Source organism: Streptomyces blattellae, from assembly GCF_009709555.1.
GTDB classification, from domain to species: Bacteria; Actinomycetota; Actinomycetes; order Streptomycetales; family Streptomycetaceae; genus Streptomyces; species Streptomyces blattellae.
This window is the reverse complement of sequence record NZ_WJBG01000050.1, coordinates 1-25,611: the sequence shown is the minus strand read 5'-3', so window position 1 is coordinate 25,611 and position 25,611 is coordinate 1. Positions and strand designations below refer to the sequence as shown.

Below are 25,611 nucleotides of genomic sequence, written 5' to 3'. Positions count from 1 at the left end.
GGCTCGCAATCGTGTGCAATCGCCTGTGAGTTGGGGTTCCGGTCTTCCTAGCGTGTTGGGTATCGGACCACGTGAGGGGACACCAGCGATGGCGAGTAGCACCAGCGATACCGACGCACGCAGGGACGAGTACGCGACGTTCGCCCCGACCGGCGAGACGTGCCCTGAGTGCGACCAGCCGATCGGACCTCTTGAAATCTGCCGCCGGGGCACCGCGGAACGGCACTCTGGTCCGCCCGCCGTGGTCTACCGGCACACCAAGTGTGCCGAGAAGTACCGGCGGCGCTGATGTCCCGCGCTGTCTACCGCTACGTGGCCCACACGATCCAGCACGCGCCTGAGGGCGGCATTACGGCGGAACTGTTCTGCACGTCCATCGGGTGCGGCGAGTCGTCCGGGCCGCAGGGTGATCCCGAGACCCCCCAAGACTGGGCGCTGAGGCATACGGGCCTGTACCCCGGCCACAACCTCTTCCGACGTGAGTACACCGACCATGCGCGCGTGACCCGCGCTGACCCGACCCCGGCCCGCTGAGCGACGGCGAGCAAGACAGTCCAGCGGTTCGGCCCGGCCCTGTTCGTACGCTGCCCCGTGGCGCATGGGCGGGGCGGTGGCGGGTGCGCAAGGATGGGGGTATGCCCAACCGACTCGCGCAGGCCACATCCCCGTACCTCCTCCAGCACGCGGACAACCCCGTTGACTGGTGGCCCTGGGAGACCGACGCGTTCGAAGAAGCCCGGCGGCGTGATGTCCCCGTGTTCTTGAGCGTCGGCTACAGCGCGTGCCACTGGTGTCACGTCATGGCGCACGAGTCCTTTGAGGATGACGACACCGCTGCGTACATGAACGAGCACTTTGTGTCCGTGAAGGTGGATCGCGAGGAGCGGCCGGACGTGGACGCTGTCTACATGGAGGCCGTTCAGGCCGCCACTGGGCAGGGCGGCTGGCCCATGTCCGTGTTCATGACCCCAGACGGGGAGCCGTTCTACTTCGGCACTTACTTCCCGCCCGACGCTCGCCATGGCATGGCGTCCTTCCGCCAGGTGCTCGAAGGCGTGCACAACGCATGGACGAGCCGGAGGGACGAGGTGGGGGAAGTCGCGGGGAAGATCACTCGGGACCTTGCCGCGCGGGAGCTGAGCACCGGGGATGCCGGGACGCCCACCGAGGAGACTCAGGCCCTGGCGCTCCTCCAGTTGACCCGGGATATCGATCCCGCGAGCGGGTGGTTCAAGGGAGACACCAAGTTCCCGCCGTCGATGGTGATCGAGTTCCTGTTGCGCCACCACGCGCGGGCCGGCTCCGTAGCCGCGCTGGAAATGGCGGAAGGGCTGTGCGGTGCGATGGCGCGTTCGAGCCTGTACGACCAGGTGGGAGGCGGGTTCCATCGGTACGTGCTCACACCTCGGGCTGGTGGACCTTTGGTACCCCACTTCGAGAAGATGCTGTACGACAACGCCCTGCTCTGCCGCGTCTACGCCCATCTCTGGCGCGCTACCGGCTCCGAGTTCGCCCGGCGCGTCGCCCTCGAAACCGCCGACTTCATGGTGCGTGAACTCCGTACCGGCGAAGGCGGGTTCGCCTCCGCGCTGGACGCCGACAGTGACGACGGGAGCGGGAGGCATGTCGAGGGGGCGTACTACGTCTGGACGCCGGAGCAGTTGCGCGATGTGCTCGGTGACGATGCCGAGCGGGCCGCCCACTACTTCGGCGTGACCGCCGAGGGCACCTTCGAGCAGGGCGCCTCGGTGCTTCAACTCCCGCAGCACGAGGGCGTGTTCGGCGCCGAGCAGGTGGAGTCCGTCAAGCGGCGGCTGCTGGCCGCCCGGGACGCCCGTCCCGCCCCCGGCCGTGACGACAAGGTGGTCGCCGCCTGGAACGGGCTCGCGATCGCCGCGCTCGCCGAGACCGGCGCGTACTTCGACCGTCCCGATCTGGTCGAGGCGGCGGTCGGCGCCGCCGATCTCCTCGTACGGCTGCATCTGGACGACCGTGCGCAGCTCGCCCGTACCAGCAAGGACGGGCAGGCCGGGGCGAATGCGGGGGTGCTGGAGGACTATGCGGACGTGGCTGAGGGGTTCCTCGCGCTCGCGTCCGTCACGGGGGAAGGGGTGTGGCTGGAGTTCGCCGGGTTCCTGCTCGATCATGTCCTCGCCCGGTTCGTCGACGAGGAGTCCGGCGCCCTCTACGACACCGCCTCCGACGCCGAGCGGCTGATCCGCCGTCCGCAGGATCCGACCGACAATGCCGCTCCCTCCGGCTGGACCGCCGCCGCCGGTGCCCTGCTGAGCTATGCCGCGCAGACCGGTGCCGAGCCCCATCGCACGGCCGCCGAGCGGGCGTTGGGGGTCGTGAAGGCGCTGGGGCCGCGGGTGCCGCGGTTCATCGGGTGGGGGCTCGCCGTCGCCGAGGCGCTGCTCGACGGGCCGAAGGAGGTCGCGATCGTGGGGCCGTCCCTTGACGACAAGGCGACACAGGCCTTGCACCGTACGGCACTTCTCGGCACCGCCCCGGGCGCCGTCGTCGCCGTGGGGACCCCGGACAGCGATGAACTCCCGCTGCTGGCCGGCCGGCCGCTCGTCCAGGGTGAACCGGCGGCGTACGTCTGCCGCAACTTCACGTGTGACGCCCCGACGACCGACCCGGAGCGGTTGCGCACCGCACTGCACGGCTGACGCAGCGGCAGAGCGGCGGATGTGGGTCTGCCTGTGTTGCGCGGGTGTTCGGTGTGCCCCGCTGGTCGACGATGCGTCAGGAGCGCCCCCGGAGGGGCGCGGGGAACTGCGCGACCAGTCACAGACGGCCCGCGGCTTCCTCACAGCCCTTCCGTCAACCGTGCTGCGAGCGCAGCGCCACCGCGCGTTCCACGATCTGCTCCAGCTGGTCGTGGTGCGCGCCCTTCCAGTACGCCCGCCCGCACTCCTCGCACCGGGCGAAGACGTCGTACGACCGATGCGTGCCGTGCTGCAGCTGGTCCGCGACCTCGGCCTTGGTGGCCTCCTGCAGCAGGCCGTTGCAGGCGGTGCACCGGGTCCAGGGCCGCAGCTCGGGGCGGAACCGGTCGAGGATGTCGGGGAGTTGTTCGGCGGGGCGGGTGCTGTAGACGAACGCGCCGGCCCACAGCTCGCGGCGCCGCAGCAGACCCCGGTCACGGCTCAGCATGACCCGCTTCTCGGCGGCCGAGCGCGCGGCCAGCGCGGGGTCGCCGATGTCCGTCGACTCGTACGCCGTGTCCACGCCGAGCAGACGGAGCCGGCGCGCGAGGGTGCCGAGATGGACGTCGAGGAGGAAGCGCAGGGGAGCGCCGGGGACCTGCTGGGGGCGTTCGACGGGCAGGACCTCCACCGAGTCGCCGGCCTTCGGGACGTACGACACCGGCACCGCACGCCCGTCCACGAGGAGTGCACCGACCTCGGTCAGCGGGACGCCGAGGGACTCGACGACGTGGCCGAGGGTGGAGACGCCGTCGGTACCGAGCGGGGTGGCGCCGCGGCGTCGGGCGTGCGGGACGAAGACGGCCAGTCCGGGGGCGAATCCGACCTGGATCTCGGGACCGTTCACCTGGCCAGGATGGCACGGCCGGGGGATCGGGCCTCAGGCGTTTTTCGTGGGGAGGCCGTGCTCGATGGCGTTCAGGGTGCGGTCGAGAAGGTCGTGGAGGTCGTCCTTGCGGCCACGGGCGGCGTCGGCACTTCCTCGGCGCCGGGGGTGCCGGGCAGGAACGCGGCGGCCGGCAGAGCCGATACGAGGGCGACGATCCCGCAATGTCGAGCACCGGCCGCTCCGCCCGCCGCTCGCGCACCACCAGACCGGCGATGAGCAGCAGGGCCGCGCCGGACATGCCCAGCTCCAGAGGGTCGCCCCAGCCGCGCGTCGGGGCCTCGGTGATCGCGTGGATGAGGGCGCCGAGCCCGGCCGCGGTGAGCGCGGTGGAGACTGCGTCGACCTTGGGGGAGGAGGGGTGCCGGGTCTCCGGGAGCAGGAAGACGCAGGCGGCGATGCCGATCGCGGCCATCGGGACGTTGACGAGGAAGACCGAGCCCCACCAGAAGTGGTCGAGCAGCCAGCCGCCGATGATCGGCCCGAGCGGCAGGCCGAGCGCGGACGCGGCGGACATGATGCCGACGTCCCTGGTGCGCTCCTGCGGCGCGGGCAGCACGGACAGCGCGAACAGCGCGAGCGGCGTGACCAGCGCGGCGCCCACGCCCATCACCGCCCCGCGCGATGATCACGGCGTCGATGTCGTCGACCAGCGCGCCGGCCAGTGACCCGGCCAGGAAGATCCCCAGCCCGGTGATCAGCATCAGCCGCCGCCCGAACCGGTCGCCGAGCATTCCGGCGGGGAGCATCAGCGCCGCGAAGACGACCACGTACGCGTCCGCCATCCACTGTTGCTCACCGGTGCCGGCGCCGAGGTCGGCGGCCGTCGTGGGCGGCGCCACGTTCAGGATCGTCGTGTCGAAGCCGAGCGTGAGCATGCGAACAAGAAGGCCGCGGCTCGGAAGCCGCGGCCATCGCGATGAACGTCCCGAAGGGCTACGCGTGCTGGTACGCCACCATCGAGATCCCCACGTAGTGCACGACGAACGCCGCCAGCGTGAAGGAGTGGAACACCTCGTGGAAGCCGAACCACCGCGGTGACGGGTTGGGGCGCTTGATGCCGTAGATCACGCCGCCCGCGCTGTAGAGGACCCCGCCCACGATCACCAGGACCAGTACGGCGATACCGCCGGTGCGCAGGAAGTCCGGGAGGTAGAAGACCGCCGCCCAGCCCATCGCGATGTAGCAGGGCGTGTAGAGCCAGCGCGGGGCGCCGACCCAGAACACCCGGAAGAGGATGCCCGCGAGCGCGGCCGCCCAGATGCCCCACAGCAGCCACTGGCCCTTGGCGCCGGGGAGCAGCAGCAGCGTCAGCGGGGTGTAGGTGCCCGCGATGATCAGGAAGATGTTGGCGTGATCCAGTCGGCGCAGGATGCCGTCCATGCGGGGGCTCCAGTCGCCCCGGTGGTACAGCGCGCTGACGCCGAACAGCAGGCAGGCCGTGAGGACGTAGATCCCGCAGGCGACGCGGCCCCGGGGGGATTCGGCGAGCGCGGTGAGCACCAGACCCGCTATGAGCGCGGCCGGAAACATGCCGAGATGCAGCCAACCCCGTAGCTTGGGTTTGATCGGGTGCGGCAGTGCGAGCGCATGGGGACGACTGCCGGTGACCGGCGGGTCCAGGGGCGCGTCGGAGGCGGACGCAGTCATGAGCGGCATCGTACCTACGCAACCGTAAGTTACATATCAGTCTGCCCGGATGACCGGTGCGGAGTGGCCATCGTCTCACGGGAGTTGGCGCCTCCCGTCTTCGACAAGGGCGCATGGCCACGCAAAGAGACCGTCTGCTGAACCCAGCGTGCACACAACCTGCACGCAAAGCGATGGTTCCAAGCGTGGCGATGCTCACTTCGCTCACCTGTGACGCCCTCTGGACAGATGGGCGCTACCGTCGGATGATCAAATGAGTGCGGTCGGCACCGGATGAGCGCAAGGCAGCCCGCTGAGATGCATGGGAAGCATGAGATGCATGAGATGCATGAGATGCATGAGATGCATGAGATGCGCGGGACTGCATGGGAAGCATCCGGGTCGCAGCCCCCACGGGGCCTCCAACCAAAAATCCCTCACCTAGGAGCAATCGTGGCGCGCGACATCGCGGCTCCCCCCGTCGTTCCCACCAACCACAAGGAACTGGTCTCGTGGGTGAACGAGATCGCTGAACTGACGCAGCCGGACAGCGTGGTCTGGTGTGACGGATCCGAAGCCGAGTACGAGCGACTGTGCGAGGAGCTCGTGGCCAAGGGCACGTTCAAGAAGCTCGACCCGATCAAGCGCCCCAACTCGTACTACGCGGCCTCCGACCCGACCGATGTCGCCCGGGTCGAGGACCGCACCTTCATCTGCTCCGAGCAGGCAGCGGACGCGGGCCCGACCAACCACTGGAAGGCCCCCGCCGAGATGCGGGACATCTTCGCCGGTGAGAAGGGCCTGTTCCGCGGTTCCATGCGCGGCCGGACCATGTACGTCGTGCCCTTCTGCATGGGTCCGCTCGGCTCGCCGCTGTCCGCGATCGGTGTCGAGATCACCGATTCGGCGTACGTCGCCGTCTCCATGCGCACGATGACCCGCATGGGGCAGCCGGTCCTCGACGAGCTGGGCTCCGAGGGCTTCTTCGTGAAGGCCGTCCACTCGCTGGGCGCCCCGCTGGCCGAGGGGGAGGCGGACGTGGCCTGGCCGTGCAACCAGACCAAGTACATCTCCCACTTCCCGGAGTCCCGCGAGATCTGGTCCTACGGTTCCGGCTACGGCGGCAACGCCCTGCTCGGCAAGAAGTGCTACGCCCTGCGCATCGCCTCCGTCATGGCCCGCGACGAGGGCTGGCTCGCCGAGCACATGCTGATCCTGAAGCTCACCCCGCCGCAGGGCCCGTCCAAGTACGTCGCCGCCGCGTTCCCGAGCGCCTGCGGCAAGACCAACCTCGCCATGCTGGAGCCGACGGTCTCCGGCTGGACGGTCGAGACGATCGGCGACGACATCGCGTGGATGCGGTTCGGTGAGGACGGCCGGCTGTACGCCATCAACCCCGAGGCCGGTTTCTTCGGCGTCGCGCCCGGCACCGGTGAGCACACCAACGCCAACGCGATGAAGACGCTGTGGGGCAACTCCGTCTTCACGAACGTCGCCCTCACCGACGACAACGACATCTGGTGGGAGGGCATGACGGAGGAGACCCCGGCCCACCTCACGGACTGGAAGGGCAACGACTGGACGCCGGGGTCCGAGACGCCCGCCGCCCACCCCAATGCCCGCTTCACCGTCCCCGCCGCGCAGTGCCCGATCATCGCGCCCGAGTGGGAGGACCCCAAGGGCGTGCCGATCTCCGCGATACTCTTCGGCGGGCGGCGTGCCACCGCCGTACCCCTCGTGACCGAGTCCTTCGACTGGAACCACGGTGTGTTCCTGGGCGCGAACGTGGCCTCCGAGAAGACCGCCGCCGCCGAGGGCAAGGTCGGTGAGCTGCGCCGCGACCCGTTCGCCATGCTGCCGTTCTGCGGTTACAACATGGGCGACTACATGGGTCACTGGGTCGATGTCGCCAAGGACAAGGACCCGGCGAAGCTCCCGAAGATCTACTACGTCAACTGGTTCCGCAAGAACGACGAGGGCAAGTTCGTCTGGCCCGGCTTCGGGGAGAACAGCCGCGTCCTGAAGTGGATCGTGGAGCGGCTGGAGGGCAGGGCCGAGGGTGTCGAGACGCCCATCGGCATCCTTCCGGCGAAGGGCGCGCTGGACACGGACGGCCTCGAACTGGCCGACGAGGAGCTGGACTTCCTGCTCACCGTCGACAAGGAGGTCTGGCGCGAGGAGGCGGCGCTGGTCCCCGAGCACCTGGAGACCTTCGGTGAGCACACGCCGGAGGAACTGTGGGACGAGTACCGGGCGCTGGTGCGGCGCCTGGGGTGATCCCGCCGTGAAGGCCGCGCACAATGGGGTGCGCGGCCTTCGCCGGGGACCCCCATCGCGGCGGAGCCGCACATCGACACAGCCGTGCGTCCTCTGAGGTGGCACGCCGCCGCCGGCCAGCACACCGCGAGCTGGGCGAGCAGGTCCTGCTGCTTCTGCCGGACGGGGAAGAGCACATCGGCACGGAGACTGCCGGCCTGCTGCGGATCGGTCACTTCCACCCCGCCGGTGTGCTGCTCGACGGCGGTGTCCAGCGCCTCGGTGAGGACGACACCCGCAGCCGCCCACCACCGGGCGTCCCACGGTCCCTCGGTCCCACGGCGAATCGCACCCCGCCCATGGCACTTGAACAACCCGGCGAGCCAACAACCCCGGCTCAAGCCAACGCAGTGCCATGGCGCCCGGTCCGCGCGTCGCTGCGGGTGCACGCGGACCGGGGCCGTTCGGGGGACCCGGTGAGGGTCAGCCGGCGGGGCTCAGCTCCGGCTCCTCCACCAGACGGGCGGCGTGCGCGTCCATCCGCTCGGCCGCCAGGATGGCCGCACCCGTGTCGGCGCGGGCCGCGGCGACGACCAGTGCGCGGCCGGCGAGCGCGTGCGCCCGCTCGTGCAGCGTCGTGACCTGGCGTCGGGCGCCGGAGGAGACCGCACGGACCGGCGGCCTGCCTCCCCGCAGCCGGGCCACCTGCTCCACGAGCCGTTCGGCAGCCGCGGTCAGATCGCCGGACGGCGTCTGCGCCCGCAGTTCGTCGGTGATCGCGAGGAGCGCGGCGAGATGGCCGGCGAGCTGGATGTCCAGCTCCTCCTCGCGGGACCGGTGGGGGAAGTCCGAGGAGGCGCCGGCCATCGAGTTGTGGACCGACTTGGTGCGGATCGGTTCGTACATGGGATGGCCTCCTGTGCTCTGACAGAAGTCATCCTAGCTTAGATTTCGTCTAAAGTTGCGCACTTCGCAGAACCGGACCGTACGCCCACGCGGCGTGACCGTCAGGTCTGGCTGTAGCCGTCCAGGAAGTTCCCGATCCGTCCCACCGCATCCCGCAGATCCCCGACCGTCGGCAGCGTCACCACCCGGAAGTGGTCCTGCTCGGGCCAGTTGAAGCCGGTGCCCTGGACGACCATGATCTTCTCGCGCCGGAGCAGGTCAAGCACCATCCGCCGGTCGTCCTTGACCTTGAACGCCTTGGGGTCGAGCCGTGGGAACAGATACAGCGCCCCCTTCGGCTTCACGCACGTCACCCCCGGAATCTGCGTCAGCAGCTCATACGCCACATCCCGCTGCTCGCGCAGCCGCCCGCCCGGCAGCACCAGGTCGTTGATGGTCTGCCGCCCGCTCAGCGCGGCGACCACACCGTGCTGCCCCGGCATGTTCGCGCACAGCCGCATGTTCGCCAGGATCGTCAGACCCTCGATATAGGAGTCGGCGTGTGCGCGCGGACCTGAGATCGACATCCAGCCGACCCGGTAGCCGGCCACCCGGTACGCCTTCGACATGCCGTTGAAGGTGAGGGTCAGCAGATCCGGGGCCACGGCCGCGGTCGGCGTGTGCGTGGCATCGTCGTAGAGGATCTTGTCGTAGATCTCGTCGGAGCAGATCAGCAGATTGTGCCGGCGGGCGATGTCGGTCAGGCCCTTGAGCATGGCCTCGTCGTAGACCGCGCCCGTCGGGTTGTTCGGGTTGATGATCACGAGCGCCTTGGTGCGGTCGGTGACCTTCCGTTCCACGTCCGCGAGGTCGGGCATCCAGTCGGACTGCTCGTCGCAGCGGTAGTGCACGGCCGTACCGCCCGACAGCGACACCGCCGCCGTCCACAGCGGATAGTCGGGCGCGGGCACGAGCACCTCGTCCCCGTCGTCCAGCAGCCCCTGCATCGCCATCACGATCAGCTCGGAGACGCCGTTGCCGATGAAGACGTGCTCGACGTCCGTCTCGATGCCGAGGGTCTGGTTGTGCATCACGACGGCCCGGCGTGCGGCGAGCAGCCCCTTCGCGTCGCCGTACCCATGTGCCGTGGACACATTCCGGAGGATGTCCTCCAGGATCTCGGGCGGACACTCGAAGCCGAAAGCAGCCGGATTGCCGGTGTTCAGCTTGAGGATCCGATGCCCGGCCGCCTCAAGCCGCATCGCCTCTTCAAGCACCGGCCCCCGGATCTCGTAACAGACGTTGGCGAGCTTGGTCGACTGGATCACCTGCATGTCAGGGAGCTTACGGCCCGGTAACGCGGTCCGGGCCGTGTTTTCCGCCACGTGAGACGCGGTGGTTTGGGCTGTTATCGCCGGTAGCTGTCCCAGGGGTCACATGCGTCCCTAGAATCCACGGTCATGTCCAGGCCATCGGAGTACGGCAGCGCGCAGAGCGCCCATCCGGAGGGCGGGGACCTTCAGGGCCCGCCGAACGTGTACCACCCGCAGGAACCGGCGACCCCGGCGTACGACGGGTACGCCGACCCGGCTGCCGCGCACGGGTGGCAGGACACCGCCTACGACGAGACCGCCCAGTTGCCTCCGGTGGCGGACGGCGTGTCCGCGACCCGGTCGGGTCACCGCGGCCGGCACCGGCCGCTCGGCCTCCGCTCGCGCCGCGTGCTGGTCGCCGCCGGTGCGGCAGGCGTCGTCTCCGCGGCTGCCGTGATCGCCGCGTTCTCCTTCTCCGGGTCGGGCGGGACGCAGGGCAAGCCGGAGCGGACAGGTCCCACGGCCGATGACTCCGCGGCGCCCACGGACACGGAGTCCTCCCCGGGGACGCTCGCAGACCGGCCGGGATCCTCGGCCGCGCCCGCCTCCCCGGCTACGAGCGCTCCACCAAGCCCCACCGCGACCGCGGACGCCACCGACGGCACGCGGGAACCGTCGGCCTCCGCCACGAGCACGCCTCCCACAAACCCCACCCCCACGAGCACCTCGGCCACCGCCCCCGGCAACTCCGACGAGCATCCGGGGCAGGGACAGGGCAGCACCAAGAAACCCAGGTAGCGACCGCGCGCTCAGGACCTGACTCGCCGGGCCACCGCGCGCACGAGGTCGGTCCTCGCGACCTCCAGGGCGAAGGCCTCGCCGGCGGCAGGGGCGGGCTTGGCGTACCAGGGCAGGGCGCGACGGCGCCACTTGGCCGGGGGAAGGTTCCTGGGCAGGCCCGGGAGGGGCAGCGACCAGGAGCCGAGCCGGAGAGCGCCGTGCCAGACGCCGGCGCTGAGTTCGGTGACGGGCACGCGTACGACGAAGCCGTCGCCGCTCACCGAGACCGGGAAGGCGGCGCTGCCGCCCCGCCCGTCGTCCAGGGTCACGGTGAGGGCGCCCTCCGGAACGGCGGCGAGCTTGCAGCGACCGGTGAACTGCAGTTCCGTAGGCGCCTCGGGGGCCCACCGGACCTCGTCCTGAAGGCTGAGACGGTCCAGCACTTCGTGCTTGCGCTCACCGATGTCCAGCGTGAGGTTGCCGTGCGGGCTGGTGGTGTAGAGAGTGACGGCACGTATGCCCTCGGCGGTCTCCACGACGTGCGTTGTGGACTTGCCGGATATGCCGGCGGCCCGCTTGCTGCCGACCCGGACCTCGCGGGTGATGCCCTGGGCGCCGATGGCGAGCGAGATGTCCCACAGCCCGTCGTCGAGCGGCCCGCCGTCGGCGGCGGTGGTGATGTCGACCACGGCTTCGAATCCGGCCTTGTCGTACGTGTACCGGCCCTCGTCCTCGTGCGCACCGACGCCGGGCGACCCGGTGTGCGTGACGGGCAGCCGGAACTCCGTCCCGCTGTCGCGCTCACGCAGGACGAGTCCGGTGGTGACGTCGTGGGTCTCGATGCGGTGGAGGTAGCCGTGCCCGGCGAGGTGCAGCGTGGTGCCGTGCACTTCGGCCCGGCTGACGTGGTGGCGTACGCCGAGTTGGTCGGTGACGTCGTAGCAGTTGTCGGGGACGGCGTGGGCGGGGTCGCGGAGGAAGGGGTAGCGGGCGAGGGCCCGGCCTTGGTCGACGACGACCGGGGTGGACACCTTGCTCTGGGCCAGTTCCTCCTCGAACCGCACAAGTTCGAGGAGTTCGTCGAGCATCCGATGGCGTATGAGATGCAGCCGCAGCCGGGCCATCGCGGAGAGCCGGTCGTTCAACCCCGCATGCCAGAGCGGGGCGATGATCTCGGCGAGGCGGGCGAGGGCTTTCTCCTGCTGTGGCTGGGTTTCGCACACCAGGTGGTCGAGGAATTGCTGCACTTCAACGGTCAGATGCCGGTGTGCCAGGTGATCGCGGCCCGGACCGGGCGGCACGTTCTCCAGGATCATGTCGACCACGCGGGGCAGGAACTTCAGCCGGGGCTCGGTGCCCCCCGTCCGCAGGGTGATGTTGCCGTCGTCCTCCCGTCGCACCCAGTACAGGCAGTCGTAATCGGCCAGGACGGAGACGCCGGCCGCGTGGAGGTAGGCGGGGCCCACAAAAAGCTGGTCCTCGCCGATGGACAGATCGGTGGGGAACCGCAGGCTGTGACGCTCCAGCAGCTCCCGGCGGAACAGTTTCATCGGGCTGAGCGTCCAGTACACACGGGATGAGAAGACGTCGGTCTTCGGCTGGTTCCGCTGGAACATCGAGGCAGGCGCCCCCCGCCCGCCGACGCCGACCATCTTGCCGAGCACGATGTCGGTGTCGTTCTTCTCGGCCATCGCCACCATGCGCTCCAGAGCCTCGGGCCCCAGATGGTCGTCGGCATCGAGGAAGAAGACGAATGTGCCTTGAGCATGATCGAGACCGGCATTGCGGGGTGCTGAAGGGCCGCCGGAATTCTCCTGGTGGATGATGCGCAGGAAGTCCGGATAGAGGTCGGAAATGCGGTCGAGTTCCTTTTCCGTGTCGTCAGTTGATCCGTCGTTTATGACAATGAGTTCAATCGCATCCCGGCCGATGCTCTGTTCGGCGACAGAGGTAATGCACCGCGTTAGATACGGCATGGCGTTGTACGCGGCGATAATCACCGAAACCGCAGGGCCAGTCATTTCTCGCGTTCTCCAGGTGCTGCAGTGGCAAATGAGGTGTGAAGATACCATGACCTGTTCACGGCTATGCCGAGAACAGGTCATGAAGTACCAGCTCGGAGGGGTGAGTCGGGTCACTTGACACATGAGTCAGACTGTCCACTTTGACGTTAATGTTGGATTTCTCTCTATTGTGAAGCTGATGGCGAAGTGGGTAAGTGCCTTCATGTTTGCCTTGTGTAATCGGGTGGGGCGGTGGGGTTGACACCGTTTATCTCGGCCGTATTTAGTCTGCGCTTATAAATTCAGCAGGGTGGGCTGGGGAGGTCCGTCCGAGGTGTGATCGAGGGGTGGGGTGTGCGCACGCGTGCACGACTGACCAGGGCGCTGGCTGTGTCACAGTGAGTTCCTTAATCGTGACGGCGGGTGTCGTGTCGCTGGAGGCACCTCAGGCCGTCGCCGCCACCTGCACAGGCGGTACGGCGAGCGACTTCAACGGCGACGGCGTCGTCGACACCGTCATCGCCGACCCGAAAGCCACCGTGAACGGGGCCAAGGGTGCCGGACTGGTGCGGGTGGTGCTCGGCGGCAGCAAGGGAGTCTTCGAGATATCCCAGGCGACGGGCGGTATGCCTGCGACGCCAGAGCCCGGTGACGGCTTCGGCGCCTCACGGACTTCCTATGACGCCGACGGGGACGGCTGTACCGACCTGGTCGTCGGCACCCCGTACGAGGACGTTGCCAACGCGGACGGAACCCAACGGGTCGACGCCGGGGCCATATACGTCATCCACGGCACGCCCACCGGCATCGGCGCGGGCTCCTTGATCGAGGGGTACTCCCAGGCGGGGCTCGACTCGTCGACGTCCACCGAGGCCTATGACTGGTTCGGTTACGCGGTGACGGCCGGCACAACCTCGAACGGCTCGCCCTACCTCGTGGTCGGCGTACCCGGCGAGAACGTCACCGTGGACGGCAAGACGTACGCCGATGCGGGTTGCATCGAGTATGTGCAGGGCGCGACCAAGGTCCCCGTGAGTCAGCGCGACCCGGGCGTGCCCGGCGTCGTCGAAGCACACGACCGGTTCGGCTACTCGCTAGCGGGGACGAACCGTTACTTCGCGGTCGGTACGCCGGGCGAGGCGATCGGCGACGAGGAGTTCGCGGGCGGTGTCACAGTCTTCAGCCACACCCTGTCCGGCGGACTGCCCACCCCCCTTGTGGGCCTCGACCAGGACAGCACGGGGATCACCGGCGTCGCCGAGAAGGGCGACGGCTTCGGTACCTCGGTCTCCATGACCGGCTACCGGCCGAGCAGCCAGACGTACAACTCGGATGTGCTGCTGGCCGTCGGTACCCCGGGTGAGGACATCGGGACGACGGCGGACGCGGGCGGCGCCGCGGTCGTCCGGGTGCAGCCGTCCGGCACGTACACGCAGATCACGGCCATCGACGCCGGGGTCACAGACGTGGGCGGTGATCCGGTCGCAGGAGACTTCATGGGCCAGCGGGTCACGATCGCCAACACCGACACCAGCGTCGTCACCAGCGCCGCCACCGTGCGCCTGGCCGTCGGCATCCCCGGCAAGGACGCCCCAACCGTGAAGGACGCCGGCGCCGTCCAGATCTTCCGTCCGCTGGACGCGGCCGTCGGCGCGGCCGACAAGCTCCTCACCCGCGGCTCGGGCCTGCCCGGCACCGCCACCGCTCGCGACTACGCCGGCATCGCTCTGACCTCCGGCTCCGTGAACCTTTACCTCGGAGTGCCCTACAGCAAGGCGTCCGACTCCGCCAAGGGAGCCCTCTACGTTCTGCCGTGGACCGACATCGACGGAACGACCAGCACCGGAACCAAGACCTACCTGCCCGGCTCGGGCGGGCTGCCCGATGAGGGCGTGTCGTTCGGAGTGGTCGGATGAGCAGCGGCGCTGGAACAAGGAAGTACTGGGCGAGGAAGCAGGGGGCGATGAACGGCCACAGCAGCGGAAGGCGCCGCACGCTCGCCGTCGCCACGGCCCTGGCGGCCCTGCTGGCGACCGGCATGACCGGTGCACCCGCAGGCGAGCAGACATCGGCCGCGCCTGCCGAGGCCGGCGACAGCCAGGCCCTCACTCAGGAGCAAGCGCGGATCACGGCCGCGAAGTCGGGCAAGCCGGTGGAGATCCTGAGCCTGCGCGACGAGCGCAGCACCACCGTTGCCAACCCCGACGGCACCTTCACGACCACCGAATACGTCCAGCCGATCCGCACCCGCAAGAACGGCAAGTGGACGGACATCGACGCCACGCTCGTGCAGCAGAAGAACGGCACGTACGCCCCCAAGGCCACACTCACCGCGATGTCGTTCTCCGGCGGTGGTGACACCACTTTCGCCGAGATCGAGAAGGACGGGCGCACGCTCTCCCTCGACTGGCCGGAGAAGCTTCCCGAACCGAGGCTTGACGGCTCGACCGCCACGTACGCGAACGTCCTGCCGGGGGTCGACCTCAAGGTGACTGCGAGCGCCGAGGGCTTTTCGCACATCCTGGTGGTCAAGAGCGCGAAGGCGGCGGCCAACCCGAAGCTGGCCGAGCTCGAACTGCCCCTCGAATCCTCGTCGTTGACGCTGAAGGAGAACGCAAGTGGCGGGCTGGCCGCCACTGACACCGGTTCCGGCGGGACCGTGTTCGAGGCGCCCCAGCCGGTGATGTGGGACTCCGGCGGCGAGACGGCCACCGAGCCGACGGCCGGGGAGATCACCGAGACGCCTCCCGAGGGTTCTCAGATCGCCGATGTCGCCGTGGACGTCACGTCCGACACCATGACCCTCACCCCTGACGCGGACCTGCTCACCGATGAGGGCACCGTCTACCCGGTCTACATCGACCCGGTGGTCAAGACCGCGAACCGCACCGGCTGGACCATGGTGTCCTCGGAGAACTCGACCGCTGAGTTCTGGAAGTTCAACGACGACGAGGGTGTGGGCCGGTGCCCCTCTGACGTGTCGTACCGCTGCGCCAGCAGCAACGACGTCAAGCGGCAGTTCTTCGCGATCCCGACGGGAACCTTCGAAGGCAAGGACATCGTCAGCGCCGAGTTCGCCGTGACGCTGGTGCACACCTACAGCAGCTCCGCGCGCGAGGTCCAGCTCGCTCGCGTGAACAGCACCGGCGCCAGCGCGATCAGCTCCTCGACGAACTGGACCAATCAGCCGTCCTCCAAGGAGACGATCGCCTCCAAGTCGCCCACGGACACTGCGGGTTCGTGCACCTCGACCAACCAGAACGTGCGCTTCGGTGTGACGAGCACCGTCCAGAAGGCGGCGGACAACGGCTGGGGCACCACCACGTTCCGGCTGAAGGCGGGCAGTGAGTCCGACACCTCGTACTGGAAGCGCTTCTGCGGCAACGCGCACCTCGAAGTCACATACAACCGGCCGCCGCTGGTGCCTGACCAGGACGACCTGCAGATGAAGCCGGGCGGTGCGTGCGAGTACGGCAGCGCCACCGAGCACTATGTGACCGAGGCACCGCGTGTCTCGGCCGTGATCAGGGACTACGACCACGGCGACACCGGTGCCAACTCCGAGACGCTCCAAGCCCAGTTCAAGGTCTGGTGGAACGACGGTTCGGGCAATACGGTCACGCACTACGCGACGACGGCCAAGAAGAGCACGGTCGACTCCAGCTGGAGCGATCAGACCGGCGTGGCCACGTTCTTCTACACCATCGGCAGCGACATATCGGGCGACGGCCAGCCGGGCTTCTCCATCCCGCAGAACACCACCATCGCCTGGGCGGTCCAGGGCTTCGACCAGCAGTCGTACGGTCCCTGGTCCACCGATGGCGGCCAGACCCGCTGCGAGTTCATCTACGACACGAGCAAGCCCAAGTCCGCCGCGGTCAGCTCGGCCGAATACCCGGACGACGAGACCTGGCACGCGGGTGTCGGCGACTACGGCAGCTTCACCATGGACTCGCCGTCCACCGACGTGACGCAGTACTCGTACTACTTCACCGGTCCGCAGGCCGACAACACGAAGAAGACGGTGGCTGCCGACTCGACCGGCGGCCCGGCGACCATCCGCTGGATGCCGCCGAGCGAGGGCACGTACACCCTGCACGTCACCGCGATCGACGGCGCGGGCAACCCGCAGAAGACGCCGACCAGCCATGTCTTCCTGGTGAGCGACGGTCGTGCGCCTGTCGCCGCGTGGACCCTCGGTGACGCCCAGGGCTCCTCGACTGCGACTGGCAGCGCAGACGCGACGAACGCCACCGCCGGCTCCGGCGTGACGTTCGGAGTCCAGGGCCCGCTCGGCTCCACCGACACCGCCGCTTCCTTCGACGGCACCGCCAACGCCTACCTTGAGGCCGTCGACGACACCGACCCCGCGCCGGACAAGTTCCCCGTCGACACCAGCGGCACCTTCTCGGTGAGCGCCTGGGTCATGCTGCCCTCGCTGCCCACGGAGAATGTCACCGTCGTCAGCCAGGACGGGACGGCAGAGCCGGGCTTCGAACTCGGCTACGACGTCGACACTGCCTCGTGGACGTTCCGCATCCCGGTCAGCGACATGGAGTCGCTCGGCACCTGGAAGGTCTCGGGCGCGGCGGCTGTCGCCGGCAGCTGGACGCATCTCATCGGGGTGTACGACGCCGAGCTGGGCAAGATGATGCTGTATGTCAACGGTGTACTCGTCGCCGACGACGTCCAGGCCCGCCACACGGCATGGAACGCAACCGGGGCTGTGCAGATCGGACGCAAGCTCTCTCTGGAGGGTTATGTCGGCCATCTGAAGGGCAGTGTCGCCGACGTCAAGTTCCACGATCGGGTGGTCCCGCCCACCGAGGGGCAGCAACTCGGCGGCATCACGCCGCATCAACTCGCGTACTGGCAGCTGGACCAGGCGTCGGCCGGTATCTCGCCGGAGACGGCTGGCGGCATCGGGCTGGCCCTGGGCGGAGGCGCCTCCCTCTACGTGCCCGACGAGACCTGCGACCCGGCGGCCGACCCGGACTGCGTGCCCCCTGCCCAACCGCTGTGGGGCGACGGCCACCTGGCACTGAACGGCACCGATTCCTACGCGACCCGCGCTACCGCCGGTCCGCTCACCGCACAGGACAGCTTCACGCTCACCGCACGCGCCCGGCTCGCCGCCGTGAACCCGGACGTGGACGAGACGGTGCTGTCCCTGTCCGGTACGAGCGGGACCGCCATCAAGGTCAAGTACCAGGCGTCCAGTGGTCGTTGGCAGCTTGTGGTGACCGACGCCGACTCGGCGGCCCCGGTGACCACCTCCGTCCTCGACACCGCGGACCCGCCGAGTTCCGAGGGCGACGGCGATCATTTGGCGCTCGTCTACAACGCGGTCTTCGGCGAGGCGGTCCTGTACGTCAACGGTACGGCGGTGGCCGAAGCGGCCTGGGACAACACGTGGGACTTCGGTACGACCCGCCTGCAGATCGGCCGCACGCTGACGGGCACCACCGCGAGCGAGTACTTCTCCGGTGCCGTTGACGAAGTCCGGATGTACCAGGGGCCGCTGGACGCCTCCTGGGTGGCGCAAGTGGCGGTCATGCCGCCCGGCGCGAGTATCGACGAGACGTCGGCCTAGCGCTCCGACACCACGGGCGGGCGGCCCTCGGGCCGCCCGCCGCCCCCACGCCTTCCCCATCACCTCCCCCGCCTCCTGGAGATGTCATGTCCTCGCCCTCCTGGTTCCGGTCGCCCAGACCGGCCCGGCGCGTCGGCCGCCGCCGCGTGGCGCTGGTCCTGGGGCTGGCCCTGTCCATCGGCCTGCTCCCGCAGTACACGCCCACTGCCGCGGCCGACCGTGGCCTGACCAGGCCGGAGACCCAGACGAACCTGGACGACCCGGTCCGCGGCAAGAACGCCCAGCCCAAGGCCTTCAAGAAGACCGACGAGGCCAGGAAGGCCGCCGTCCGGGACGTCGACGAGACGCACTGGCCCAAGGCGGGCAGCGCCGAGGTCGAGCTGTCCGGCACAGCGGTCAAGGCGAAGGACCTGCCGGTGACGGCCAAGGCGGCAGGGGGCGAGCGGGGTGCGGCCTCCCTGCGCGTCGAGGTGCTGAGCCACGAGAAGGCTGAGGCGGCGGGCCTCGACGGCGTCCTGCTCACCGTTGCCCGTACCGACGGCGAGACGTCCAAGGGCGCCGCCCGCGTCACCCTCGACTACTCCGACTTCGCGGGCGCCTACGGCGGCGGCTACGGCTCCCGCCTGCGCCTCGTCCAGTACCCGGCGTGCGTCCTGACAACGCCGAAGAAGAAGGGCTGCTCGACACCGACGTACCTGAAGAGCAGCAACAACGCGGAGCGGCAGACGCTGACGGCGACTGTGAACGCCGCCGGAGACACCGCCGGTCCAAGCACGCAGTTCTATGAGGCGGCCACCGACACGTCCTCCGCCACCGTCCTCGCCGCCACCGCCGGCAGCAGCGGCGACAACGGCGACTACAAGGCGACGAGCCTCAGCCCGTCCTCCCAGTGGGGCGTGGACACCTCGTCGGGCGCCTTCACCTGGAACTACCCGGTGACCGCTCCGCCGGTGCCCGGAGGCCTCAAGCCTTCCGTTGGCCTGAGCTACAACTCCCAGTCGATCGACGGCCAGACGGCGGCCACGAACAACCAGGGCTCGTGGGTCGGCCAGGGCTTCACCTACGAGCCCGGCTACATCGAACGCAGCTACAAGCCGTGCGCCGACGACGGCCACGACGCCACCATCGGCGACCAGTGCTGGGCGTTCGACAACGCCACGCTCTCCCTCGCCGGCGGCACGTCCGGCGAGCTCATCAAGGACGACACCACCGGCAAGTGGCGGATCAGCAACGACGACAACTCCAAGGTCGAGCGACTGACCGGCACCACCAACGGTGACAACAACGGCGAGCACTGGAAGATCACCACCGCCGACGGCACCCAGTACTACTTCGGTCTGAACCGGCTGCCCGGCTACGCCGCCGGCAACGAGGAGACCGACTCCACCTGGACCGTCCCGGTCTACGGAGACGACTCGGGCGAGCCCTGTTACAACGCCACGTTCGCCGACGCCTACTGCACACAGGCCTGGCGCTGGAACCTCGACCACGTAGTGGACCCGCACGGCAGCGTGATGTCGTTCTACTACGGCAAGGAGACGAACTACTACACGCAGGGCCTGAAGACCGCCGAGAACGGCAAGCCCTACATCCGCGGCGGCTACCTCAAGCGCATCGACTACGGCCAGCGCGCGGACACCGTGTACTCCACCAAGCCGGCCGCCCAGGTCGTCTTCACCACCGCCGAGCGCTGCGTCGGCGACTTGACGGACTGCTCCCCCGGAGCGCTGACGGACGCCACGGCCGCCGACTGGCCCGACGTCCCCTGGGACCAGAACTGCAAGGCTGACACCAAGTGCCCCGGCCAGAACTCGCCGACGTTCTGGACCCGCAAGAAGCTGACGAAGATCACCACGCAGATCCGCACCGGTGACGCGACCTACTCGCCGGTCGACGAGTGGAGCCTCACCCACGTCCTCACCGACAACGGCGACGGCTCCAAGTCGCTGTGGCTCAGCCGCATCGCGCACACAGGCAAGGCCGGCACGGACGTCTCGGTGCCCTCCGTCGAGCTGTACGGCACGCAGCTGCCCAACCGTGTCGACGAGACCGGCGACAACCTCCAGCCGTTCTACCGCTTCCGCCTCTCCGCGGTGAAGAACGAGACCGGCGGCGTGCTCAACGTCAACTACGCCGACCGGCAGTGCACCACCGCCGGCCTCCCGGCCGAGGACTCCTCCAAGCTGCGCTGCTTCCCGGTCAAGTGGAACCCGCCCGGCGCGGCCGCCCCGATCCTCGACTGGTTCCACAAGTACGTCGTCGACTCGGTCATCGAGACCGACCTCACCGGCGGCAACGCCGACCAGGTCACCAAGTACACCTACATCGGCGACGCCGGCTGGCGGAAGACCAAGCCCGACGGCATCACCAAGGCCGAGTACCGCACCTGGGGCGACTGGCGCGGCTACGGCAGGGTGCGGGTCGAGACCTCCGACGGCACCAACTCCGCCTCCAACACCAAGACCGAGCACGTTTTCTTCCGCGGCCTGGACGGGGACGTGGACAAGAACGGCACCACCCGCTCCGCGACGGTCACCGATTCCAACGGGGTCACCTACGAGGACTCCGACTGGAAGGCGGGCTCCGAGCTCGAGACGCTCACCTACAACGGCTCCGCCATCACCCAGAAGTCGGTGACGGTGCCGTGGACCGCGGTGACCGCCACCCAGACCGAGGACTGGGATACGCGCAGGGCCCGTTATGTGAATACGGGAACCACCAACACCTACACCGCGCTGACCGGGGGTACTTGGCGCAACACCAGGTCTGTCACGACGTATGACGCCGCCACGGGTCGCGCCACGCAGGTCAACGATCTCGGTGAGATCGGCGTCGCGGACAACCAGTGCACCCGCACCGAGTACGCGGACAACGCGAGCCTGAACATGTACGCGTACGTGTCGCGGGTGGAGAAGGTGGCGGTCGACTGCTCCACCACGCCCAACCGGGCCACCCAGGTCCTCTCCGACGACCTGACCTACTACGACGGCGCCGGCGTGCTCGGCACGGCTCCCACCAAGGGTGACGTGACCACCACCAAGCGGTTGTCCGCACACGACGGCACCACGGCGACGTACCAGACGACCGCCGTGACGACGTACGACGACTACGGCCGCCCGCTCGTGGTGAAGGACGCGGAGACGGCGTCGTCCTCGACGACGTACACCTCGTCCATCACGTACACGGACACCTACGGCCTGGCGACGAAGTCGACGGTCACCAACCGGCTCGGTTGGACCATGTCGACGGAGTACGCGCCCCAGTGGGGCCTGACCAGCGCGAAGGTGGAGCAGAACGGCAGGCGGACGGACTTCGCCTACGACGGCCTGGGCCGCCTGATCTCGGTCTGGCTGCCGGACCGGCCGAAGGCCTCCAGCTTCAGCCCCTCCCTCAAGTACGAGTACCTCGTGCGGGGCGACACCGCCCCGACGGCCGTCCGCACGCAGAAGATCGAGAGCGACGGGACGTCGTACGGCAGCGAGTGGTCCCTGTACGACGGCCTGCTCAGGCCCCGCCAGGAACAGACGGAAGGACCGGGCGGCGGCCGCATGGTCGCGGACACCCGGTACGACGGTTCCAACCGGGTGGTGCAGGTCAACGACACCTACTACGCCTCCGACGCCCCCTCCTCGACGCTCTTCCAGCCGGTCAATGCTGACCTCGACGCCCAGACGGTGACCGAGTACGACGGCGCGAGCCGGGTCACCGCCTCGATCTTCAAGGTGCAGGGGACGGAGAAGTACCGCACGACGTACGCGTACGACGGCGACCGGGTCACGACCACCCCGCCGACGGGTGGCGTGAAGTCCACGGTCGTGAGCGACGCCCGGGACCGTGCGGTGACCCGGATCGAGTACCCGGTCGGCGGGGCCGCGGTCACCACCATGTACGGCTACACGCCCGCGGGCCTGCTGTCGAAGGTGACCGACGACGCCGGGAATGTGTGGTCGTACAAGTACGACCAGCTGGGCCGCCAGAAGGAGTCGGTCGACCCCGACACGGGCACGTCCTCGTTCACCTACGACGTGCTGGACCGCCAGACCTCGGTCACCCTCAACGGGGACAAGACCTCGACGAAATACGACGAGCTGGGCCGTGCGGTCTCGACCTGGCAGGGCGAGCCCGACACCGGCACCAAGCTGTCCGTGACCAAGTACGACACGGTGGCCAAGGGTGAGTTGTACGGCACCTACACGTACAAGAACGGGGCGGTCTACGCGTCGGTGACCTACCCGGCCCTCGACGCGAACAACGACTACAAGCCCACCTCGACGAAGTACTTCCTGTCCACGACGGCGGAACCGCAACTGGGCGGCACTTACGAATACACCACCCAGTACAACCGTGACGTCACGGTTCAGGGGCAGGGCCTGCCGGCGGCCGGCGACCTGCCGGCGGAGGCACTGTCGTACACGTACGACGAACTGCAGCGGCCGGTCGGCGTGCGCACCTCGATCGGCGCCGGCAGCTACGTGACGGACGCCACGTACTCGCCGACGTCCAACCTGGAGCAGATCGAGCTGTCCACAGGGGCGACGGCCGCCCGGAAGACCTGGCTGACGAACAGGTATGAGCCGGGTACCGACCGCCTCCTCAACTCCCGTGTGGACGTGGAGGGTGCTACCAGCGTCGCCTACGACGCGGACTACACGTACGACGCGGCCGGCAACATCCTCTCCATCGCGGACACCCCGAGCGGGGGCACGAAGGACGTCCAGTGCTTCGCCTACGACGGCCTGCGCCGGGTGACGAGCGCATGGACCTCGTCGGCGGCGACGAGCGGGGCCTCGGGCACGGGCGCGGCGGAGACCGCCTGTTCCCCCGGCGCCTCGTCCTCGACGGTCGGCGGCGTGTCCCCGTACTGGACGGAGTACGGCTACGACGCGATCGGCAACCGCACCAGCGAGACGCGACACGGTCTGAACGGGGCGGCGACGTCCACGAGGACGTACACCTACGGCCAAGGCTCCGGCCCGAACGGGACGGACTCCGGCCCGCACACGGTCTCCTCGGTCGTGGAGAACACCGCGGCGACGAGCACGACCCCGGAGGTCACCTCCCAGAACACGTACACCTACGACGCCTCCGGCAACACCCGGACCCGGGTCCTGGACGGCGACACCCAGTCGCTGGAGTGGGACAAGCGCGGCGAGCTGACCAAGGTCACCAACGCCGACGGAGCGGTGACGTCGTACACGTACGACGCCGTCTCGGGTGAGCGCATCCTGCGGGACACACCGGACGAGAAGACGTTCTACATGCCGGGCATGGAACTCCACCTGGACAAGTCCACGTCCACGGTGAAGGCGACCCGGTACTACTCCTTCAACGGCGTGACGGTCGCGATGCGGGAGGCGGACGGCGTCCACTTCCTGCTCTCGGACCACCAGGGCACCGCAGAACTCGCCGTCGACCCGACGACGGGCACCACCACGCGGCGCCGCACGGACCCGTTCGGACTCGCCCGTGACGACGCGATGTCGTCTCCGGCCGGCTGGGTCAACGACAAGGGCTTCGTGGGCGGCACCATCCAGGAGTCCACGGGCCTGACGACGCTCGGCGCACGCGAGTACGACGCGGACACGGGCCGCTTCATCTCGGCCGACCCGATCATCGACTTCAACGACCCGCAGCAGATCAACGGCTACGCCTACAGCAGCAACAACCCCGTCACCACGAGTGACCCGACCGGGCTGTTCCCCATCCTGATACCCGGCGCGATCATGGTCGGCAGGACAGGCAACTCCGGCGATGGTGACTCCGGCGGTGGTGACTCCGGCGGCAGCACCACCAAGTCACCGGCCAAGGCCAAGGCGGACGAGGCCCGGGCGCAGGAGGACGCGGCCAAGAAGCGTGCGGTCGCCATCGCCAAGGAACTCGGCGCGATCATTGCCGACGAGCTGGGGATCACCGACGCGCTGGATTGCTTCACCACCGGGGCTCTCGGCTCGTGTGGAGCCACGGCGGCCAATGTCGTCACGTCGCTGATCAGCGGCGGGCCTCTCGGCCGGCTCGTCGCGAAGTACGGATGGCGTCTCGACAAGGCCGCCGCTGTGGGCAAGCGGATCGTCGGACTGGGCAAGAAGCTGTGGGACGGCTTCAAGGACTGGCGGAAGAGCAAGAAGGCCGCTGACAAAGCGGCGGAGGCAGCTGAGGAGTGCAACAGCTTCACGCCGGACACCAAGGTGCTGATGGCCGACGGGACCGCGAAGGACTTTAAGGACGTCGATATCGGCGACAAGGTCCTGGCTACGGATCCGGAGACCGGCGAGACCAGCGTCGAGACGGTCACGGCCGAGATCAAGGGCCAGGGGCTGAAGCACCTCGTCAAGGTGACGATCGACGTCGATGGCAAGAAGGGCGCCAAGACCGCCTCGGTCACGGCTACCGACGGACACCCCTTCTGGGTCCCCTCACTCGGCGAGTGGGTCGACGCGACAGACCTGACGTCGGGGGAATGGCTCACGACGAGCGCCGGCACGCGCGTTCAGATCACCGCGATCAAGCGGTGGACGGCTTCGTCGGCCACGGTGCACAACCTCACCGTCAGCGATCTGCACACGTACTATGTGCTGGCGGGGCGGACTCCGGTCCTCGTTCACAACAGCGGAGCGGGCCCTGACCCCACCTCTTTCTCGAACCTGATTCCGGCAGATACGCCGGAGTGGTTCAAGCCGATTGCTCCTGGCACCGTTCTCTCTCGCTCGGGTAACTATGCATACGTGGTGACCGGCGACGGCGAGCTCGTCATTGGGAAGCGAACGGCTGGTCATGTGAGCCTCGCCCAGGGGAGGGACGTGCTGGCTGCCGGAGAGTTCAAGACCAAGGGTGGTCAAGTCGTGTACCTCGACAATAAGTCTGGCCATTATCAGCCTTACGGTGCTCACGCCCAGAAGGCGGCAGTGGATGCCTTCAACAAGAATGGACTTGGTGCTGATGGGAAGTACATTGAGGCGTGGCGGCCTAGCTGCTGATCCGGTCGCGGAGTTCATGCAGGTCGTCCAGAGGGTCCTAGCCACGGCAGAGGAGACCTGCGGCGCCGAAGAACTCGAGCCGGGACTGGAGCGTGCTCTCGCGATCCTGCAGGGGAATCCTGAATTGAGAGGGCAATTCGAGAGTCGCCTGATCGCTCTGATCGATTCCCCTCAGGAAGGTGTCGTTGAAATTGTTTCTTTCCTGATGCATGTGCTGCGTTGGGAGGCTGTCCGAGAGGCGGTCGAAGAAAGGATCAGACACCCCCGAGGGGACGTCAGCCATCTTCGGTTGCACGAGGCCATGCTGGATGCCTTCTCCGATTCCTGGCGCGACCGTGATCTCTTTACGAGATTCTCTGGGGCGTGAGGCCGTAGCCCTGCAGTGCGTGAGCGGGTAAGTCGCGAACGCAAAGATGAAGCCCCGTCAGGTGCGTCCTGGCGGGGCTTCTGCGGTTGGTGACGGCAGTAGTTGACGGCAACGTCAGTGGACGGTGGCTCCGCACAGCGGCGGGTCGTCGCCGTCGTCGCGGGTCGACTCGTCGTTGGCGGGGCCGTCAAGGGCGGTGCTGAGGGTGTTG

13 protein-coding genes and 2 pseudogenes are annotated in these 25,611 nt (G+C 68.5%); 8 read left to right on the top strand and 7 right to left on the bottom strand.

Going from position 1 to position 25,611, the window contains the following annotated elements; genetic code table 11:
• The first annotated feature begins 288 nt into the window (after nt 1-288).
• Nucleotides 289-534: a DUF7848 domain-containing protein gene (locus GFH49_RS01065; RefSeq protein WP_155053816.1), complete on the top strand. Its 246-nt coding sequence runs from the start codon at nt 289-291 to the stop codon at nt 532-534.
• A 101-nt stretch (nt 535-635) separates the two neighbouring features.
• Nucleotides 636-2,675 (top strand): thioredoxin domain-containing protein, encoded by a 2,040-nt coding sequence (locus tag GFH49_RS01060; RefSeq protein ID WP_196217814.1) that lies wholly within the window; start codon nt 636-638, stop codon nt 2,673-2,675.
• Nucleotides 2,676-2,829: 154 nt separating this feature from the next.
• On the opposite strand, the gene GFH49_RS01055 is transcribed toward GFH49_RS01060, so the two are convergent.
• The 3 genes and pseudogenes from GFH49_RS01055 to trhA form a co-directional block, all read right to left on the bottom strand.
• Nucleotides 2,830-3,561 carry a Mut7-C RNAse domain-containing protein gene (locus GFH49_RS01055; protein WP_155053814.1) on the bottom strand — a complete coding sequence of 244 codons (732 nt, stop codon included), beginning with the start codon at nt 3,559-3,561 and terminating at the stop codon, nt 2,830-2,832.
• 202 nt (nt 3,562-3,763) lie between these two features.
• Nucleotides 3,764-4,478: pseudogene (locus GFH49_RS01050) on the bottom strand (MFS transporter); the annotation flags it as partial.
• A 58-nt stretch (nt 4,479-4,536) separates the two neighbouring features.
• Nucleotides 4,537-5,250 carry a PAQR family membrane homeostasis protein TrhA gene (gene trhA, locus GFH49_RS01045; protein ID WP_155053813.1) on the bottom strand — a complete coding sequence of 238 codons (714 nt, stop codon included), beginning with the start codon at nt 5,248-5,250 and terminating at the stop codon, nt 4,537-4,539.
• Nucleotides 5,251-5,682: 432 nt separating this feature from the next.
• On the opposite strand from trhA, the gene GFH49_RS01040 reads away from it, so the two are divergent.
• Nucleotides 5,683-7,506 carry a phosphoenolpyruvate carboxykinase (GTP) gene (locus GFH49_RS01040; protein WP_155053812.1) on the top strand — a complete coding sequence of 608 codons (1,824 nt, stop codon included), beginning with the start codon at nt 5,683-5,685 and terminating at the stop codon, nt 7,504-7,506.
• Nucleotides 7,507-7,625: 119 nt separating this feature from the next.
• Here the strand turns inward: GFH49_RS01040 and GFH49_RS39700 are convergent.
• The 3 genes and pseudogenes from GFH49_RS39700 to GFH49_RS01025 all read right to left on the bottom strand — a co-directional run.
• Nucleotides 7,626-7,778 (bottom strand): annotated as a pseudogene (locus tag GFH49_RS39700) (toxic anion resistance protein); the annotation flags it as partial.
• A 190-nt stretch (nt 7,779-7,968) separates the two neighbouring features.
• Complete coding sequence (locus GFH49_RS01030) at nt 7,969-8,391, bottom strand: SCO4983 family protein (protein ID WP_155053811.1); 423 nt, start codon at nt 8,389-8,391, stop codon at nt 7,969-7,971.
• Nucleotides 8,392-8,492: 101 nt separating this feature from the next.
• The gene (locus GFH49_RS01025) at nt 8,493-9,704 is read right to left on the bottom strand and encodes a pyridoxal phosphate-dependent aminotransferase (protein WP_155053810.1); all 1,212 of its coding nucleotides are present in this window, start codon (nt 9,702-9,704) and stop codon (nt 8,493-8,495) included.
• Nucleotides 9,705-9,830: 126 nt separating this feature from the next.
• On the opposite strand from GFH49_RS01025, the gene GFH49_RS01020 reads away from it, so the two are divergent.
• A complete protein-coding gene (locus tag GFH49_RS01020) occupies nt 9,831-10,481 on the top strand; it encodes a hypothetical protein (RefSeq protein ID WP_230396097.1) in 651 nt (216 codons plus the stop codon).
• Nucleotides 10,482-10,492: 11 nt separating this feature from the next.
• Here GFH49_RS01020 and GFH49_RS01015 read toward each other — a convergent pair whose 3' ends face one another.
• Entirely contained in the window at nt 10,493-12,484 is a 1,992-nt protein-coding gene (locus GFH49_RS01015) for a glycosyltransferase family 2 protein (protein WP_155053809.1), read from the bottom strand.
• Between the two features lie 395 nt (nt 12,485-12,879).
• Between GFH49_RS01015 and GFH49_RS01010 the strand changes: the two genes are divergently transcribed.
• The 4 genes from GFH49_RS01010 to GFH49_RS00995 all read left to right on the top strand — a co-directional run bounded on the left by GFH49_RS01010 (nt 12,880) and on the right by GFH49_RS00995 (nt 25,400).
• Nucleotides 12,880-14,382 (top strand): FG-GAP repeat domain-containing protein, encoded by a 1,503-nt coding sequence (locus tag GFH49_RS01010; protein WP_155053808.1) that lies wholly within the window; start codon nt 12,880-12,882, stop codon nt 14,380-14,382.
• On the top strand, nt 14,379-18,059 hold the full coding sequence (locus GFH49_RS01005; RefSeq protein WP_230396096.1) for a LamG-like jellyroll fold domain-containing protein: 3,681 nt from the start codon (nt 14,379-14,381) through the stop codon (nt 18,057-18,059). Before GFH49_RS01010 ends, GFH49_RS01005 begins: the two co-directional genes overlap by 4 nt.
• Nucleotides 18,060-18,145: 86 nt before the next feature.
• Nucleotides 18,146-25,033: a polymorphic toxin-type HINT domain-containing protein gene (locus GFH49_RS01000; RefSeq protein WP_155053807.1), complete on the top strand. Its 6,888-nt coding sequence runs from the start codon at nt 18,146-18,148 to the stop codon at nt 25,031-25,033.
• The gene (locus GFH49_RS00995) at nt 24,990-25,400 is read left to right on the top strand and encodes a hypothetical protein (protein WP_155053806.1); all 411 of its coding nucleotides are present in this window, start codon (nt 24,990-24,992) and stop codon (nt 25,398-25,400) included. The genes GFH49_RS01000 and GFH49_RS00995 overlap by 44 nt, the downstream gene beginning before the upstream one ends.
• The last annotated feature ends 211 nt before the right edge of the window (nt 25,401-25,611 follow it).

What these genes read in the sequence shown, in the direction of transcription:
- trhA (WP_155053813.1), bottom strand. Translation starts at nt 5,250, where the DNA reads ATGACTGCGTCCGCCTCCGACGCGCCCCTGGACCCGCCGGTCACCGGC.
- GFH49_RS01000 (WP_155053807.1), top strand. Translation starts at nt 18,146, where the DNA reads ATGTCCTCGCCCTCCTGGTTCCGGTCGCCCAGACCGGCCCGGCGCGTC.
- GFH49_RS01030 (WP_155053811.1), bottom strand. Translation starts at nt 8,391, where the DNA reads ATGTACGAACCGATCCGCACCAAGTCGGTCCACAACTCGATGGCCGGC.
- GFH49_RS01015 (WP_155053809.1), bottom strand. Translation starts at nt 12,484, where the DNA reads ATGACTGGCCCTGCGGTTTCGGTGATTATCGCCGCGTACAACGCCATG.
- GFH49_RS01065 (WP_155053816.1), top strand. Translation starts at nt 289, where the DNA reads ATGTCCCGCGCTGTCTACCGCTACGTGGCCCACACGATCCAGCACGCG.
- GFH49_RS01020 (WP_230396097.1), top strand. Translation starts at nt 9,831, where the DNA reads ATGTCCAGGCCATCGGAGTACGGCAGCGCGCAGAGCGCCCATCCGGAG.
- GFH49_RS01025 (WP_155053810.1), bottom strand. Translation starts at nt 9,704, where the DNA reads ATGCAGGTGATCCAGTCGACCAAGCTCGCCAACGTCTGTTACGAGATC.
- GFH49_RS01060 (WP_196217814.1), top strand. Translation starts at nt 636, where the DNA reads ATGCCCAACCGACTCGCGCAGGCCACATCCCCGTACCTCCTCCAGCAC.
- GFH49_RS01005 (WP_230396096.1), top strand. Translation starts at nt 14,379, where the DNA reads ATGAGCAGCGGCGCTGGAACAAGGAAGTACTGGGCGAGGAAGCAGGGG.